Source organism: Rufibacter psychrotolerans, assembly GCF_016924645.1.
In the GTDB taxonomy this organism is placed as follows: Bacteria; Bacteroidota; Bacteroidia; order Cytophagales; family Hymenobacteraceae; genus Nibribacter; species Nibribacter psychrotolerans.
This window is the reverse complement of record NZ_JAFFJV010000003.1, coordinates 205,773-223,002: the sequence shown is the minus strand read 5'-3', so window position 1 is coordinate 223,002 and position 17,230 is coordinate 205,773. Positions and strand designations below refer to the sequence as shown.

General features: G+C 49.1%; 18 protein-coding genes. 11 read left to right on the top strand and 7 right to left on the bottom strand.

The features are described from left to right. The first annotated feature begins 102 nt into the window (after nt 1-102). From JT718_RS03775 to JT718_RS03725, 11 genes are all read left to right on the top strand, one after another. Complete coding sequence (locus JT718_RS03775; RefSeq protein WP_205500668.1) at nt 103-678, top strand: anthranilate synthase component II; 576 nt, start codon at nt 103-105, stop codon at nt 676-678. A 36-nt stretch (nt 679-714) separates the two neighbouring features. Further along, nucleotides 715-1,479, top strand: coding sequence for an alpha/beta fold hydrolase (locus JT718_RS03770; RefSeq protein ID WP_205500536.1), 765 nt, complete (start codon nt 715-717; stop codon nt 1,477-1,479). Continuing rightward, complete coding sequence (locus tag JT718_RS03765; protein WP_205500535.1) at nt 1,476-2,141, top strand: CBS domain-containing protein; 666 nt, start codon at nt 1,476-1,478, stop codon at nt 2,139-2,141. Before JT718_RS03770 ends, JT718_RS03765 begins: the two co-directional genes overlap by 4 nt. Before the next feature lie 72 nt (nt 2,142-2,213). Beyond that, a complete protein-coding gene (locus JT718_RS03760) occupies nt 2,214-3,092 on the top strand; it encodes an NAD kinase (protein WP_205500534.1) in 879 nt (292 codons plus the stop codon). An 80-nt stretch (nt 3,093-3,172) separates the two neighbouring features. Beyond that, entirely contained in the window at nt 3,173-4,183 is a 1,011-nt protein-coding gene (locus JT718_RS03755) for a DUF6089 family protein (protein WP_317195468.1), read from the top strand. Nucleotides 4,184-4,210: 27 nt separating this feature from the next. Next, complete coding sequence (porG, locus tag JT718_RS03750) at nt 4,211-4,990, top strand: type IX secretion system protein PorG (protein ID WP_205500532.1); 780 nt, start codon at nt 4,211-4,213, stop codon at nt 4,988-4,990. A 65-nt stretch (nt 4,991-5,055) separates the two neighbouring features. After that, nucleotides 5,056-5,808, top strand: coding sequence for an undecaprenyl pyrophosphate synthase (gene uppS, locus JT718_RS03745; RefSeq protein ID WP_205500531.1), 753 nt, complete (start codon nt 5,056-5,058; stop codon nt 5,806-5,808). After that, nucleotides 5,808-8,393: a BamA/OMP85 family outer membrane protein gene (locus tag JT718_RS03740; protein WP_205500530.1), complete on the top strand. Its 2,586-nt coding sequence runs from the start codon at nt 5,808-5,810 to the stop codon at nt 8,391-8,393. Before uppS ends, JT718_RS03740 begins: the two co-directional genes overlap by 1 nt. Nucleotides 8,394-8,422: 29 nt before the next feature. Then, nucleotides 8,423-9,103, top strand: coding sequence for an OmpH/Skp family outer membrane protein (locus JT718_RS03735; protein WP_205500529.1), 681 nt, complete (start codon nt 8,423-8,425; stop codon nt 9,101-9,103). Nucleotides 9,104-9,123: 20 nt separating this feature from the next. Next, entirely contained in the window at nt 9,124-9,732 is a 609-nt protein-coding gene (locus JT718_RS03730) for an OmpH/Skp family outer membrane protein (RefSeq protein WP_205500528.1), read from the top strand. A 91-nt stretch (nt 9,733-9,823) separates the two neighbouring features. After that, nucleotides 9,824-10,894 carry an RluA family pseudouridine synthase gene (locus JT718_RS03725; protein WP_205500527.1) on the top strand — a complete coding sequence of 357 codons (1,071 nt, stop codon included), beginning with the start codon at nt 9,824-9,826 and terminating at the stop codon, nt 10,892-10,894. Between the two features lie 366 nt (nt 10,895-11,260). Here JT718_RS03725 and JT718_RS03720 read toward each other — a convergent pair whose 3' ends face one another. The 7 genes from JT718_RS03720 to JT718_RS03690 all read right to left on the bottom strand — a co-directional run bounded on the left by JT718_RS03720 (nt 11,261) and on the right by JT718_RS03690 (nt 16,993). Then, entirely contained in the window at nt 11,261-12,760 is a 1,500-nt protein-coding gene (locus tag JT718_RS03720; RefSeq protein ID WP_205500526.1) for a tetratricopeptide repeat protein, read from the bottom strand. A gap of 37 nt (nt 12,761-12,797) precedes the next feature. Beyond that, a complete protein-coding gene (locus tag JT718_RS03715) occupies nt 12,798-13,697 on the bottom strand; it encodes a PstS family phosphate ABC transporter substrate-binding protein (RefSeq protein WP_240336899.1) in 900 nt (299 codons plus the stop codon). Nucleotides 13,698-13,731: 34 nt separating this feature from the next. Continuing rightward, the gene (locus JT718_RS03710; RefSeq protein ID WP_205500524.1) at nt 13,732-13,989 is read right to left on the bottom strand and encodes a hypothetical protein; all 258 of its coding nucleotides are present in this window, start codon (nt 13,987-13,989) and stop codon (nt 13,732-13,734) included. A gap of 134 nt (nt 13,990-14,123) precedes the next feature. Continuing rightward, nucleotides 14,124-14,948, bottom strand: a complete 825-nt coding sequence (locus JT718_RS03705; RefSeq protein ID WP_205500523.1) for an energy transducer TonB — start codon at nt 14,946-14,948, stop codon at nt 14,124-14,126. Next, nucleotides 14,948-15,484 (bottom strand): ExbD/TolR family protein, encoded by a 537-nt coding sequence (locus JT718_RS03700; protein ID WP_205500522.1) that lies wholly within the window; start codon nt 15,482-15,484, stop codon nt 14,948-14,950. The genes JT718_RS03705 and JT718_RS03700 overlap by 1 nt, the downstream gene beginning before the upstream one ends. A gap of 15 nt (nt 15,485-15,499) precedes the next feature. After that, nucleotides 15,500-16,105 (bottom strand): ExbD/TolR family protein, encoded by a 606-nt coding sequence (locus tag JT718_RS03695; protein ID WP_205500521.1) that lies wholly within the window; start codon nt 16,103-16,105, stop codon nt 15,500-15,502. A 30-nt stretch (nt 16,106-16,135) separates the two neighbouring features. Continuing rightward, nucleotides 16,136-16,993: a MotA/TolQ/ExbB proton channel family protein gene (locus JT718_RS03690; protein WP_205500520.1), complete on the bottom strand. Its 858-nt coding sequence runs from the start codon at nt 16,991-16,993 to the stop codon at nt 16,136-16,138. Nucleotides 16,994-17,230 lie beyond the last annotated feature (237 nt).

The window sequence follows — 17,230 nt, the reverse complement described above, 5'->3', positions numbered from 1 at the left end:
TTGCCCTATCTTGGGCTTCTCTGTCCCATGATTTAGGGCTGTTTTCTCAGAAAAGGCCTAAAAACAGGGATATCCTTTTCGCTTTCTTTGCGTTCCTGTTCTGTGCTGTTGCTGTTAGATAATTTTGATTCGTTTACCTACAACCTCTATGATTATTTCAGGCAGTTGGGGGTAGAGGTGGAGGTGCGCAGGAATGACGTGACCCTGCAAGAGCTACAAGCCCTTCCGCTGGAGGGCATTGTGCTTTCGCCGGGGCCGGGCACCCCCGAAAACGCCGGCGTCATGCCCGCCGTCATCCAGCATTACCATGACCGCTTGCCCATGCTGGGCATCTGCCTGGGGCACCAGGCGCTGGGGCAGTTCTTCGGGGCGGTGGTGGTGAAAGGCCTCCGGCCGATGCACGGCAAGATCTCTGAGATTTACTGTCAGCCAGACCCGCTCTTTGCCGGGCTGCCCGCCAAGATTCCGGTGGTGCGCTACCATTCGCTGGTGGTGCAGGGTGCCCCCCAGGACCTGGTGCCCCTGGCCCAGACCCAGGAGGGCGAGCTGATGGCGTTCCGGCACGCGCACCTGCCCCTGTACGCGCTGCAGTTTCACCCAGAGGCTGCCCTGACGCAACATGGCCTGCAAATGCTCAGAAATTGGGTGAATATTGCTAATATTACATCCTTATACTAGTTTCTACTTACTATCAATACAAGCGATTTTTCTCACATGAACTTGGAAATCAAGAAGGAAAGCGGGTTCGAATACATTGATGAAGGCAAGGGCGAAGTGCTTTTGCTCCTGCACGGTCTGTTTGGCGCGCTTAGTAACTGGCAAGGTGTGGTTTCTTATTTCCAGAAGAATTACCGGGTGGTTATTCCCCTGATGCCCCTGTACGAGATGCCTCTGCCCCAGGCCAGCGTGCCGGGCTTGGTGGAGTTTGTGGAAGAATTCATCGCCCATAAAAACCTCACCAACCTTACGTTGCTGGGTAACTCACTGGGCGGGCACGTGGCCCTGGAGTTCGCCTTGAAGCGGCCCGAGCACGTGAAGCGCCTGGTACTGACGGGCAGCTCTGGCCTGTTTGAAGACTCCATGGGCGGCTCCTTCCCTAAGCGCGGCAACTATGAGTTTGTGAAAGAGCGGGTGGCCTACACCTTCTATGACCCGGCGGTGGCTACCCAGGAGCTGGTAGACGAGGTGTTTGACATTACCAACAGCAACCCCAAGGTGCTCCGCATCATCTCCATTGCCAAGTCTGCCCAACGCAACAACCTGGGCAAAGACCTGGGCAAGATCACTGCGCCTACCTTGCTCATCTGGGGCCTCAACGACACCATTACGCCGCCTATGGTGGCGCATGAGTTCAACCGATTAATCCAGAATTCAGAACTGCATTTTATTGATCATTGCTGTCATGCCCCCATGATGGAACATCCGGACGCCTTTAACAGTATCTTAGAGAGATTTCTGATAAAGACCGCTTCTGTATGATAGCTGAAGAACTGATAAACCAGATGGTGCCGCCCCTCAAACTCACCGACACCGGCGAGAAAGCCGTACGGTGGATGGATGAGTTTAGGTTGAACCAGCTGCCTGTGGTTAAGAACAGGAAGTACCTGGGGCTGGTGACCGAGGAGAATGTCCTGGAGGCCAAGAACCCTGATCTGGTGCTGGAAAATATTCCCTTTGACTTTGAGCACGTGCACGTGCAGCAGAACCAGCACTTCTACAACGTGATGGAACTGGCCATCAAGAACAAGGTGCAGGTGGTGCCCGTGCTGGATGACTTGCAGGAATACCTGGGCGTGATCACCGTGAATGATACCATAGCCGCCTTCGGGCAAATGTCTGCCCTGCAGGGGCAAGGCGGCATTCTGGTGCTCTGCATGGCCGAGCGTGATTACTCCCTGAGTGAGATCAGCCGGCTGGTGGAGTCTAACAACGCCAAGATCCTGAGCGCCTACGTCTCGCCAGATGAGACCGACATCTTTAAGATGAAGCTCACCTTAAAGATCAACACCATGGACCTCACCCGCATTGTGGCCACCCTGGAGCGGTTTGGCTACAAAATTACTGCCCAGTTCCAGGATACCTCTACGGCGCCTGAAGACCAGGACAGATTGGACATGCTTTTGCGGTATTTAAATATTTAAATCTATATATTTACTGGCTGTACGCACGTGCTTCGGCAGGAGCGTAGTAGCTGTACTTGAGCCAATTCTACCATGAAAATAGCAATAGTCGGCAAACCTGTGAAGGAGGAAGTGATTCCTTTTGTGCGCCGTCTATTTGATCTGTTGCACCGGGAAGGGATCACCGTGACCGTGGCAGAGCATTTTGTGGAGTCTATGGCGCCGGTTATGCCAATTCCGGCCCAAACAGAGGTCTTCAACCGGGAGACCAACCTGAAGGAGGTTTCTTACATGCTGAGTCTGGGCGGAGACGGCACCCTGCTGGATGCGGTGACGTACGTGGGGCCTTTGCAGATTCCTATTATGGGCATTAACATGGGGCGTCTGGGATTTCTGGCCTCCGTTCCGTATGCGCAGCTGGAGTTTGCCGTGGATTCGCTGCTGAAAGGGCACTTCACCCTGGAGGATAGGTCCCTCATTCACCTGGACAGTGACCAGGAAGTATTTGAGGGAATCAACTTTGGATTGAATGAATTTTCAATTTTAAAGCGCGATACTTCTTCCATGATTGCGGTGCACACCTACATTGACGGGGAGTACCTAAACTCCTATTGGGCAGACGGTTTGATAGTGGCTACCCCTACTGGGTCCACGGGTTATTCGCTGTCGTGCGGCGGTCCGGTGATGATGCCCCAGACAAACAATTTTGTGATCTCTCCCGTATGCCCACATAATTTGAACGTGCGCCCCCTGGTGGTTTCAGATAAAAGTGTAATTTCATTTGAGATTGAAGGGCGAAGCACCAGGTACCTTGTGTCATTGGATTCCAGGTCTAGGCCGGTGGATGCCACCATCCAGCTGGCCGTTAGGCGGGAGGACTTTAACGCAAGATTGATAAAGCTAAACCAGGTGAACTTCCTGACGACGCTTAGGACAAAAATGCATTGGGGACTTGACCAAAGGAATGGATAAGTAAAATCAAAATATTAAAAAATCCTATATACCTGGTTGTGGTATAAAAAAAAGGTATAATTTTGTCCGCAGTAGGACAAATGCGTCTTGAAATGATTCGTAATTCAGTAATAGTTGATGGCATGAAAAAATTCTTCTCTACTTCTTTTCTTTTGCTTACTCTCTTTTTGATTGCCTTGCCGGAGGCAGAGGCGCAGCGGTTTACCAGAAGAAGTCTTTATAACTCCGTAGGGGTTAGCCTAAACGCCATGAACTATTTTGGTGATGTTACCCCTGAGTCAGATTTCACAAGCTTACGCCTTGGTTCTACCCGTCCCAGCATCTCTGTTCACTTTACCCGCAAGTTTACGCCCAGAGTGTATGGTAGAGCAGCCCTGTCCTGGGGAAGAATCACGGGAGATGACAGCAAAAGCGCCGATTTCTCTGAGCCTGAGAACGAACCAAGATACAAGCGTAACCTGAGCTTCAGAAATGACATCAAAGAGCTGAGCCTGTTAGGAATTGTGGACCTGTTTGAAAACCGCAGAACCTACCTGCGCCGTCCAGATTTCACGCCGTATGCCTTCGCTGGGGTGGCCGTGTTCCACCACAACCCTAAAGCGTACTATGACGGCAGAGACCCTAGGCTGGCCGCTGGATGGTATGAATTACAGCCCCTGGGCACCGAGGGACAGTATGCCTCTAATAACCAAGGCTACCCAGAGCCATACAAAAGAGTGCAGTTTGCCATTCCTTTCGGGCTGGGCGTGAAGTACAAGCTTGCCAGAACCTGGGACGTAGCCTTTGAAATCACTTGGCGCAAAACCTTCACCGACTACCTGGATGACGTGAGCACGACCTACGCAGATAAAGGGGACCTGCCAAGCGAAGCTGCCCGAATTCTTTCAGATAGAAGTGCTGACAATGCAAGAGCTGGCAATTACCCCATCATGACCCAAAATACGCCTGTAGGTCAGTACAGAAATATTGCAGGTTACGGCACCAGAGGTGACCAAAGAGGTGATACTTCAGATGATGACTGGTTTATCTCTACCGGTTTTTCTCTAAATTATATCCTTGCGCCAACAAGAAGAGGGCCGAAATTCCGTTAATCCGGAAACACCTTTTACTTTGAGTACATGATCTTACAGAAAGTACGCACACTCCTTATTTGCACATTAGTACAAATAGGGAGTGTTTTTTTTTCGTTATCTGCTACTGCTCAGCAACAAACGGGGCAACCAAGGTCTACCAGTGAGCTAGGCATTGGCATTGGAGGCATTGTCTACAAAGGAGAAGTAGCCCCCCGTTACCGGCTCCAGAGCAACAGGCCGGCACTTAATCTGTTCTTCAAGAAAGATATTTCCAATGCACTGGCATGGCGGGTGGGCTTGCTGGTAGGGCGCATCAAGGCAGAAGATGCCCAAGAGAAAACCTCTTCCTTCGCCAAAGATCTGCCTTTGGCTATCTATAGAAAGGCTGCCGTCACCAGCAGTGTTCTGGAACTCAGCGGTGGTATTGATTACAACTTCCTGGACTATTATGATTTCAGGCGCGAGGTGAGATGGACGCCTTACTTCACCGTAAACGTGGCGGGGGTACTCTATAACAACAAAACTACCGCCGTGAATCCAGAAATCATCTATCCGGCCGGGAGCGGCAAGAACGAGGCCTACAGAACTGCCGTCACGCTGGCGGTGCCGGTAGGGGCAGGGGTGAAGTATGCCTTGTCTGAGCACTGGAACCTGGGCTTTGAAGCCGGCGTGCGGGTGCTGCTCACCGATGAGTTTGATAACCTTAGTTCTCAGAATGAGCAAGTGATGAACAAGTATGACCGGGACTTATACTTCTACAATGGGGTGAGCATTTCCTACACTTTCTACAAGATCAACTGCCCCATAAAACCTTCCAGAAAATAGCCGGCTCAAGAACAGTAAGTGAAAAGTCCTAACCTTTTCCTAAATTGCATTGAAATTTTTTTTTAATGAGCCTCAAGGAAAAGATAGACATAGGCAATTTGCCCCAACATATTGCCGTTATCATGGACGGAAATGGAAGATGGGCAAAGAAGAAGGGGAACCTTAGGATCTTTGGCCACCAGAACGCCATTACCGCTGTGCGCGACACGGTGGAAGGAGCTGCTGAGCTTGGCGTTAAATTTTTGACTCTCTACGCTTTCTCTACTGAAAACTGGTCCAGGCCTAAGTATGAGGTAGATGCCCTTATGCAATTGTTGGTGAGTACAATTCGTAAGGAAACCGAAACGTTAAACAAGAATAATATCAGGTTGCAGTCTATTGGTGATACATCGGCTTTGCCGGTGGCCTGTAGAAAGCAATTGGAAGAAGCCATTGAGATTACCAGCCAGAACACCCGCATGACCCTGGTGCTGGCCTTGAGCTATAGCGGCAGATGGGAACTGGTGAACGCCATGCAGAAAATGGCCGAAATGGTGAAAGCGGGAACGCTGGAGCCTGCTGCCATCAATGAAACCGTTATCCAGAATTGTCTGACTACCGCGGGTATGCCAGACCCGGAACTTCTGATCAGAACCAGTGGCGAACAGCGAATCAGCAATTTCTTACTTTGGCAACTGGCCTACACGGAGCTCTATATTACAGACTTATTATGGCCAGATTTCAGAAAAGAACATCTTTACGAAGCCATACTTGCTTTCCAGCAACGTGAACGTCGTTTTGGGAAAACAAGCGAACAATTACAAAAAGCACATTCTTAATGAGTAAGTACTTTTGGCTGTTATGCCTCTTAGTGACCTCTGGTATAACTGCCACAGCACAAATTAGACTGGGTGTTGGAAGTGGCAATGCCGCAGCATCCGTTGACTACGCCAATCCCCGGAAATACGAAATTGGAGGCATCACCGTAAGTGGTGCCAAATTCCTGGACCCTACTACGCTTATTTCCCTTACCGGGTTAAGGGTAGGAGATCAGATTGATGTGCCCGGTGATGCCATTGCCCGGGCCATCCAAAAACTGTGGGACCAGGGTATCTTGGGCGGCGTGGATGTGCGTGCCACCAAAATTGAAGGAGATAAGATCTACCTGGATTTCTTCTTGACGGAGCGCCCTCGCCTGTCAAGATTTGATTTTGCCGGCACAACCAAGTCGCAGGCTGAGGACTTGCAGAAAAAGATTGCCCTCAACAAAGGTAGGGTAGTCACCGATGCCGTGCTCAACTCTACCCGCACCACGGTGCAGAAGTTCTTTCAGGACAAAGGGTATCTGAATACCCAGGTAGTGATCAGGCAGATTCCTGATTCAGTCATTGCCAACAGCGTTTCCCTTGAGATCAGAGTGAACAAGGGGGAGAAGGTACGCATTGGGGAGCTGGACATTGAAAGAATCAACCCTGCCACAGATAAGATAGAGAAGACGGGCATTGCCGGCTTCTTTTCGGGCATTTTCGGGGACGATGAAGACGAGGTGACTTTCAGTGAGACCAAGTTGAAGCGTCAGCTGAAGAAAACCAAAGAGAAGAAATTCTACAAAATCTTCACCGGGGCTAAGTTTAACAAAGCTGAGTACGAGGAAGACAAAAAGCTTTTGATAGACTTCTATAACAAAGAAGGCTACCGCGATGCCAGCATTGTCTCTGACTCTATTTACAAGATCAGCGATGACCGGATTGGAGTTAAATTGGTGGTAGATGAAGGAAGACGCTACTACTACCGTAACATTACCTGGAGCGGGAACTACCTCTACGATGATGCCTACCTGTCTCGCATCCTGGGTCTGGACAAAGGTGATATCTACAACAGAGAAGAACTAGACAAGCGACTAAACTACAACCCTAACGGCAATGACATTACCTCGCTCTACATGGACGATGGTTACCTGTTCTTCCAGATTGAGCCCGTTGAAGTGGCCGTAGTGGGTGACTCTATTGACATTGAAATGCGCCTCAGCGAGGGTTCCCAAGCTACCATCAATGCTATCACGGTTTCTGGAAACACCAAGACCAGCGACCACGTGATTCTGCGGGAACTGCGTACCCTGCCAGGCCAGAACTTCAGCCGTTCAGCCTTGATCCGGTCACAGCGCGAGCTTTCCAACCTGGGGTACTTTGACCCGGAGAAAATCGGGATGAACCCTATTCCTAATCCAGAGAACGGAACGGTAGACATCCAGTACACCGTGGAGGAACGGCCAAACGACCAGATTACCTTATCTGGTGGTTGGGGTGGTGGCCTGGGTGCCGTAGGTACTGTGGGGTTGGTGCTGAACAACTTCTCGCTGCGCAAAGCCACCGACTGGAAGCAGTGGCGTCCGGTGCCTTCCGGTGATGGGCAGCGCCTGGCCCTGAACATTCAGGCGAACGGGAAGAGATACCAATCGTACTCGCTTTCTTTCACAGAGCCTTGGTTAGGCGGTCGCAGACCAAATTCCTTGACGGTGAGCTTGAGCAAGTCCATCCAGCGCTTCAATGAGCAGGATGAGTTTGGGCAGATCAAAGATGCGTTTATTGACATCTCAGGAGCGAGCGTGAACCTAGGTAGAAGATTGCGTTGGCCAGATGACTACTTTACCTTAAGTAACTCCATCTCTTACTTCAGGTATAACATGAGCAATGGCTCTACCATCTTCAGAGGATACGCTGAGGCCGATCGGATCAGGGATGCGAACAATATCTCGTTCATCACCTCTTTTGCCCGGTCAAGCATTGACAACCCAACGTACACCCGCTCTGGTTCTTCCATTGGGCTGAACGTAACGTTTACTCCGCCTTACTCCCTGTTCAAGAGCAACGTGAACACCTTCCAGTGGATTGAGTTCCACAAATGGATGTTTGATGCTTCGTGGTTCCATTCTTTGAGCGGAGACGGCAAGCTGGTGCTTAACACCAGGGCACACTTCGGGTTCATTGGTACGTATGGCTCCGGCAAAGAGATTGGGCCGTTTGAGCGCTTCAAGCTGGGTGGCTCTGGTTTAGGGGGTGGTTCCTTCATTGTGGCCACAGACTATATTGGCTTGAGAGGTTACGAAGACGAGAGTATCTCGCCTAACGCCGCAGGTGGTATTGCCTTCAACAAATACGTGGCAGAACTGCGCTACCCTATCTCTTTGAACCCGGCTGCCACCATCTTTGTTCTTGGTTTTGCTGAGGCCGGCAATAACTTCGGAAGCTACCGCGAATACGATCCATTCAAGCTGTATCGTTCTGTAGGGGTAGGAGCCAGGGTATTTATGGCGGCCTTCGGTTTGTTGGGCTTTGACTACGGATGGGGACTTGATAAAGTGCCGGGCTTGCCTGGGGCTAGTGGCGGACAGTTCCACTTTATCATAGGCCAGCAAATAAGATAATTGGAACAGTTTTTGACTAAGGTAATGAGATGAAAAAGTTAGGGTGCTTTCTGTTGATGCTAATTTTCCTCCTGTTTGGGAAGGAAGTCACTGCACAGCGCTTTGGCTATATTGATTCTGGTTTTATCTTGCAGAAAATGCCCGCTTATGCCAATGCCCAGGCCGAAGTGGAAAAGCTGTCTGAGTCCTGGCAGAAGGAAATAGAAAATATGCGGGCGGAACTTGATAAGCTCCAAAAGAGTTATCAGGCTGAGGAGATCCTGCTTACGCCTGACATGAAGGCGAAGCGACAGGAAGAGATAAACCGGAAAGACAGCCAGATAAGAGAGTTCCAGCGCAAGATGTTTGGTTTTGAGGGCGCTTTGTTCAAAAGACGCCAAGAACTCATCAGGCCTGCGCAGGACCAACTGTTTGAAGCTGTAGAAAAGATTGTTAGGCAACGTGGCTTGAACTTTATGTTTGATAAGTCTGGCGATGTGGTGATGTTGTACACAGATCCGCGCCATGATTACACAGAGTTTGTGCTGGAAGAGTTAGGATTGGCCTCCAAGGAGCAGAATACGGCAGGTGCCCGCCCGGCAGATGCTATTGTAGACAGCCCGGCAGATGTGCCGCCGCTTCCTGAGGGAGCCACCACGCCAGCCAATCCTACAAACAGAAAAGCTGAGCCCAAGCGCCAGACAACGCCAGTAAAAAAGAAAAACAACTAAACAAACCTAAGTAACTTACAATGAACAAATTGAAATCTCTGTTGGTAGCCGCTTTCTTGTTAGTAAGCGTAGCTTCTTTTGCCCAGACAGGAACCGTTAAGGTTGGCTATACCAACGCCAATTACATCATTAGCCAACTGCCTGAGAGCCGCCAGATTGAGTCTGATCTGAAAGCGCACAGCAGCCAGTTAGAGAAAGAACTTCAGAACAAGTACAAATCTTATCAGGAGAAAGTAGAGGCCTACAAGAAAGGTGCCCCTACCATGACTGATGTGGTTCGTGCCGATAGAGAAAAAGAGTTAACTACCCTGCAGGCCTCTATTGAAGAGTTCCAGCGCAACGCGGATGCTTCCCTTCAGAAGAAAGAGCAAGCCGCTCTGGAGCCTGTGATGAACAAAATTCAGAAGTCAATTGACAAAGTGGCCAAAGAGAACGGATACACCCACATCTTCACCGCCGAAGCTTTGCTGTATGGTCCCGAAGATGGAAACACTTTCACTGAACTGGTGTTGAAAGACCTGGGCGTTACTCCTGCTCCTAAGGGCGCCACTGGCACACCGGCTGCTTCTGCAGCTCCTGCTGCCAAACCGTCTGTTTCTTCTTCAACTCCAGCTAAAAAGAAAAAATAAGGTTTCAGGCCTTTAGTAGAAAAGCCGGTGGCGTTATCGTCACCGGCTTTTTATTTTTGTGCCGAATCTTGAAAAATGAGCCTAAAACGCCATGCAATTATCTGACCCAAGAGAGGATGAGTTTGATGATGTAGCCAGTGCTGACTCAGATGAGCTATATGAGCACCACCGCATACAGGTAGACAAGGGGCAGGCCTTGCTGCGGCTAGATAAGTTTCTGATGGACCGCCTGCCCAACGTGACCCGCAACAAACTGCAGGGCGCCATCAAAGCCGAATCTGTGCGGGTAAACGGCAGCGCCACCAAGGCAAGCTATAAAGTAAAGCCCTTGGATGTGATTACCGTCACCCTGACCACGCCGCCCCGTGATACCGATGTAGTGCCGGAGAACATCCCCCTCAACATTGTGTATGAAGATGCGGAATTGATGATGATCAATAAGCCGGCGGGCATGGTGGTGCATCCTGCTTATAACAATTGGTCTGGTACCCTGGTGAACGGCTTGGTGTATTACCTGCAGAACCTACCCACCTCCCGGAACGGAGAGATCAGACCTGGACTCGTACACCGGATTGACAAGGATACCTCCGGCTTGTTGGTGATTGCCAAGACAGAGCTGGCCATGGCGCACCTTGCCCGCCAGTTCTTTGACCACAGCATTGAGCGCACCTACTATGCCATTGTGTGGGGCGTACCAGAGAAGCCCAAAGGGACTATTGTGGGCCACATTGGCCGCAGCCTGAAAGACAGAAAGGTAATGGCCGTGTATCCTGATGGCGATTTCGGCAAGCCGGCTGTTACTCATTACGAGGTGCTCGAATCGTTTACCTACTGCAGTCTTATCAAATGCAACTTGGAGACCGGGCGTACCCATCAGATTAGGGCGCATATGAAGTACTTGGGGCATCCGCTCTTTAATGATGCCACCTACGGAGGCGATAAGATTCTGAAAGGGCAGCAGACGGGCTCTTACAAGGCTTTCGTGCAAAATACGTTCGATGTGCTGCCAAGGCAGGCTCTCCATGCGAAGTCCCTTGGCTTCATCCATCCCACCACCCAGCAGTTCATCCAGTTTGAGTCTGAGTTACCCACCGATTTTGCTGAAGGCTTAGAACGCTGGCGGCAATACGGGCAAGTCTTACAAAACAGAGCTGGCTTATAATCGTGTTGTTTTTTATTTCACCAAACCCGTTGTCCCTTCAGGAATGCTGGATTCAGCTTACTGCTCTGGAACAGCTTTGGGTTTTATGTCCTTTGGCTTTGGGGGAAATAGTGAACGGCTACCTGTAAACTTATCTGGCTGTGATTGCCATTCTGAGCCTATCTACTGAAGCCTGTTTTCAGGCTACTTTCAGTAAAATGGGCTAAAAACAGTATTGCACTTGGTGCCTTGCTGAGTAGCGAGTGTACTTGTGCTTAGCAGTGTTTCATCTCCCCTTGGTGCCTGATGGATGTTAACTCGTTGTGGATTGGGCATAAAAAAAGGCGCCACTTGAAGGTGGCGCCTTTTTTTATGGGTTGATTTTGGTTATTTCATGGCTTTCAAGCCATTAAGACCATTAGCGGCATCAGCGTTGGTTGGGTCTAACGTTTTTACCTCTTGCCAGTGCTTAGTGGCGTTCGCTTTATCCTTTTTCAGATAATAGTAGTAGCCAAGGTAGTTGTTGGCCGTAATCAGGTCTTTCTTGTATTTCTCTTTATCGCCTGAAGCCAGCTTGATGAATTCCTCATAGTGTGGTTTCGCCAAGCCTTCTTTGGTTTCAGGGTCCAGGTTCGCATTTGCCCGGGCTCTCCAGAAGTGACCGTACGCGTAGGTAGGGTTGTTCTTGGTGATGATGGCATAGATGCTATCCGCGGTCTTGTGATCATCGTTCAACTCGTGGGTGTAGCCGTAGTAGAACAGATCAGTGTTAGTTGGCGGAGTAACGGCGAACTTAGATTTATACGCCTCAATTGCCTTCGGATAGTTTTTAAGGCTTAGGTATTGCTTGGCCAAAAGATCATCGTACAACGGGTTCTTCGGGTCTAGCTTCTTGCCTTGCTCAATGATGGCAACCGCTTCCTGTGGCTTTTTGTTCTCTACCAGGATGTTAGCATAATACTCGTAGTCAGACGGAATACGCTTGGTTTCATCAAACTTGGTGAAATACGCCTGCATTGCCTCCAACGCTTTGTCATACTGCTTGGTGTCATGGTAGGTGTACGCCAGCAGACGGTTCATGGCAATGTTGTTAGGATCACTCTTCAACACCGCCTGAATCTCGTTCATTGCGTTGGTGTAATCCTTGGTCAGGTACAGGATAGAGGCGTACTTGGCACGTGTTTCTGGCGTGTTTTCGGCCATTGAAACATACTTCTTGATGTACTCAGAGCTCTTAGGGAACTGCTCGGCACGGTAGTACAGCTCCGCCAGCTCCAAATAAGTAGGAGCATAGTTAGGATCTGCGGCCAAAGCGGCATCTAACGCTTCTTTTGCCTGAGTAAAGTTACGGGACTGCACGTACAATTGGCCTTTACGCAGGTGCGCTTTCGCGAATTTGCCATCCACTGCAATTGCCTTGTCATAGTTGGCCATGGCCTTACCGCCGTCTACCGTTTTGTTGTTCAGGTAGGCATCGCCTAAAAGCACGTACGCATTGGCGTTTTTGGTGTCTTTGCTCACCACTTCTTCCAGAAGCTTGATGGCTTGCGACAGGTCCTTCACGCCAGAGGTTACGTAGGCTTCGCCAATCTGTAGCTTGATGTTGTTGTCTTTGTTCTTGGTGGCGGCCAGGGCTTTGTCAAACAGCTGTTGCGCTTCGGCTACTCTGTTTTGCTCAAGCGCGGCTTTCCCTTGCTTTACCAGGCCGGCGGGGGAGTTATCTTGTACTGCGTAAGAAGCAAGCGCTACTTGCTCCTGGGGGGACTGTATAACTAAACGTGCTTCTTCAATCTTACCAGAACGCAGCCCAGTGCTGTATGCTGAAGCTCCGGCGGCGGAAAAGAAAGCGGCCGCTAAAACTCCATACGTCTTCCAGTTCTTAATCATCGGTTATGGTTGTTAGTGTTAGTGAAACTTGTTTTATTTACTCTGCAAACCCTACTATTCTCACAGGCATTGTGGTAGGAACCAAGCCAGATTTCAGGATTATTCGCTGTCCTTTGTCTCCTGTCACGAAAGATACAAAACCTGTGCCAAGTCCGGCCCGTGCCTCCCTGCTTATGATGAAAACCTCTCTACGCAGTGGATAAGTTCCTTGGGCTAAATATCCTTGGTAGGGTTGAATGTAATCATCTGTTGAAGTAGGATTGTTGTTGGCGCTGATACCCACCACATTAACCTTTTTTAGGAAGCTAATGGCGGTACTATCATGCCGGTCACTGATCCAGTTTACCCCAATTACCCCAATGGCATTACGGTTCTGAGCTACGTAATCAACCAGGCTAGAGTTGGAGTTAGTAGCGTACGTATTGGGCGGCAGGGGCTTTTTCTGGTTAATGGAGTCCTGGATGAACCGGGCTGTGCTGGAACTGCTGTTGTCAAACACAATGGTAATCTTGCCTTCCGGCGCGTTGGGGTCTAACTGTCGCCAGGAAGTAGTCTGGCCCGTGAAGATGTCGCGCACCTGCTGCATGGTAAGCGTAGTATCCTGATTTTCCTTGTTAAGGATGAGCGCAATGCCGTCAACGGCAATCTTGTGTATGCGAGGTGTGATCTTCAGTTTCTCAAAAGCGGCTTTCTCCTGGTCATTGAGCTGCCGGGCCATAATGGCCAGCCGGATGGTATCTTCCAGCAAGTCTTTTACCACCTGTACCTCTGGCTTGTACACCACCTCTATGTTGGCGTATTTGTACAGACCCTCAAAGGTCTGAACCTGGGCATCTACAATCTGGGAGAAAGACTCGTCTGCACTGATCTTGATATTGCCAATAGTGGTAGTCTCAGTGGGGGTATTCCCAGACTGACCGCAGGAGAATGCAGCCATGGCTACACAGGCAGTCATCAGAAAAGTTAAGGGCTTAAACTTCTTCATCGCGTCTGGATTTTTTAAAATATTGTTGGTACGCTCTCACAAATCTAATAAAACCATAGAAAAGGAGCAGTCCGCCTAAAATTATTTTATATTCCTTAGGGAAAGGCATCCGTTCAGGACCGGAAAATAAAACGTATAAACCAAAGCCAAAGTATAGCAGCACCATTAATAAAGAGACATATTTCATGATGTTGCCATAGGTGCTTTCCTGGCGCTGGCGCTGAGGCCTTCTGGAGTAATTCATAGCTTTTCCTTTTGAAGTGGCTGCAAAAGATAGTACGGAAAAAATTAGAAGGGCGGTAAAAAAGAACTCCGAAGACAGTCCATTCTTTGAATGTCTGTCTTCGGAGTTCTTAGGGTAAAGAACCTGAAGGTTGATTATTTGATCACGATGCGGTAAGGAACTGTGTATTTTACAGACACCTTACGGCCGTTTTGCTCTCCTGGGCTCCACTTAGGCATGCCCTTGATTACTCTTACGGCTTCTTCATCCAGACCATAACCAAGGCCTTTCATTACTTCAATGTTGGTGATTTCGCCAGTTGGGCCTACCACGAAGCTGAGAACTACGGTTCCTTCGGCACCGGCACGCTGCGCGGCAGACGGAATCCGGAATTTATCACTGAGGTATTTGAACATGGCCGCTTGTCCACCGGGGAACTCAGGCATTTTCTCTACCGCAATGTAAACTTTCTCCTCAAACACCTCCTGGGCCGGACCGGCAGGGCCAGTACCGTTTTCAATGCCCTCCAGGGTTGGTGGTGCAGTTGGGTCACCTTTTACGGTGGCGGTACCTGCATCTGTCTTCTGGAGCTCCTTCACGTCCGGAATTTCTTCTTTCACCACTTCTTCGTCCTTCTTCACTACCGGAGGCGTGAATTTAACGGTAGAACGTACGGGTGGTGGGGGTGGCGGGGCATCTGGTGGTGGGGGCGGCGGTGGTACCACTTTCTCTACCGAAGGCGGTGCGGCCAGGTCCACTACTTTGACAACCGGAGCTTTCACTACTTCCTCCTCTTCTTTGAACATTGATTGAATCAATGGAATGCTCAGGAAGAGAACAAACAAGATGATTGCAATAACGATTGCCCGGTTTACGTGCTTCGTATAAATTCTACGCAGCATGTAGGCGCCATACTCTTTGTTACGGCCTTCAAAGACCATATCATCCAGAGAGGCGGTTGCTAAACGTTCATTATCCATTATTGCCCTCCTTTCTCTGCGTTTCTAAGTAATGTAGCATCTGCATTGTCCAACGGTACAATGGCATACTTCTGAGTTGAGGTGATGGCCATTTCATCCAAGATATCTACCAGATTCTTGTAGGAAGAGGTTTCATCTGCCTTGATCAGAACTACCAGGTTTGGATTTGCACGGGTAGACTCCAGCACCGTTTTTCTGATACCTTTCGCTGACCAGTTGCTCTCTTCCACGTTAGGAATAATACCTACGTTGGGTTGGTGCAGGCCACGGTAGAAAAAAATGCGGTCATCTGATCCTAGAAGAATGGTGAAAGCGTTTGAAGCTTTCAACTCCATCTGCTCCTCTTGGGTTTTAGGCTTCACCGGCATGTTGATCTCCATGATCTGCGGCTTAGCCAGGGTGGTGGTCATTACGAAGAAAGTAAGTAACAGGAAGCCCAAGTCCACCATAGGGGTCATGTCCACTTTGGTGGACGATTTCTTGGCCCGTTTTTTACCGCCTTCGTCGCCGCCGCCTTGCTGTTGTATTTCTGCCATTTCTTTTCCCTTTCGTTATAGGTTACGAGGTTTAGCTTCCATGTCAGTCACAAGATTGAAACGGTTGATGTTCTTATCCTGTAAGATCTCAATCACACGGCCAGCGATGGGGTAACCGGCTGTCTGGTCTCCTTTGATAGCTACCACCGACTGGGGGTTTGAGTAACGGGCTAACTGAACCCAGTCACCTAACTCGTTTCTGGTAGAATCAATTGGAATACCGGGCTGGTTTACCTTCTTCATATCTTCGGGGTTCATTGACAGATACGACTTCAGCTGAGCAATAGGAACTCCAAAGGAGCCCAGGGTAGAGAACGTCTGCTTTTCAGCGTCTGTAAAAGCTACTCCGTATTTCTCGCTGATCTTATCAATCAATCTTAGTTTAGTGTTTTTGTCGTCTACTCCAAAGAAAACCCGCTCGTCGTTACCAATGCTAATAGTGATAACGTTGGCATCGGGAGCTTTGATTTCTGTGGTTGCAGACGGCGTATCCACCACCAGCACTTCTTCTGGTGCGAACTTCGAGATAAGCATGAAGAACGTTACCAGAAGGAATGCCAAGTCCACCATGGGCGTCATGTCCAGGGATGGAGAGCTTCTATGTGGTTTTACTTTTGGCATTTTGTTTTCCTTCTAAGTAAGAAGTTCAAATTAGATAGTTCTGTTGTTTTCAGTGTGCTGAGCGGCATACGTCTGGATGATGCTGTAAGAAGCCTCATCAATGCTGTAGGTCAACTCATCAATTTTGCTGGTGAAGTAGTTGTAAGCCACAATAGCGATAGCTGAACCAGTAATACCAAGGGCTGTGTTGATCAAGGCCTCAGAGATACCGTTTGCCAGCTGGGTAGCATCTGGTGCACCACTTGCCGTTGCAAGAGCCGCGAACGCTTTAATCATACCCAATACTGTTCCAATAAGACCTACCAGGGTAGAAGTAGAAGCAATAGTAGAGATGATTACCAGGTTTTTCTCCAGGATAGGCAATTCAAGAGCAGTAGCTTCTTCAATTTCCTTCTGAATAGCCAGGATACGCTGATCTTTGGTCATGCCGTGCTCGTTGTGCATTTCTTGGTATTTCAACAAACCAGCTTTCACCACGTTGCCTACTGACCCTTTTTGCTGATCGCAGATGGCGATAGCACCGTTCACGTCACCGGCGTTCATTTTCTGACGCACGCTGCGTACGAAAGCTTCAAGGCCTTTGCCACCTTTGGCTTTGCTGATGGTCAGGAAGCGCTCAATAGAGAAAGTTATTACCAGAATGTTGATCGCAATCAAGATAGGTACAATGAAGCCCCCTTTGTATACCTGGCCCAGATAGTTGCCGGGTAGTGGGTGGTTTGCATTGTCGCCGCCCTCAAAGTTGGCCGGGTTACCAAGAATAAACAGATAAATACATACAGCAGCGATAATTGCTATTGGAATTACGATGCTTGCAAACATTGAGCCTGCTTTGCCTTCACTTTTCTGTACTGGTTTTGCAGTTGCAGGTGCACTCTTTTTTTCCATCGGTTCTTAAAATTTAGGTTTAGTTGTTTGTGTTACTGTGTTAGTTGTTGAAAATAAATAATTGGTTGTTAATGTGTTAAATGTTCTTTCTGCCTGAATAATTCCCCTGTATGCAGTTATTCAGCAAGGGAGTTGTCAAGTTTGGGAACAACCTAAATACAAGCCTAGGTATTTAAATGCAAAATATCAAATAAACTTTGAAAATTTATTGTAAAAGTACAAGGCGTTATCAAAGAT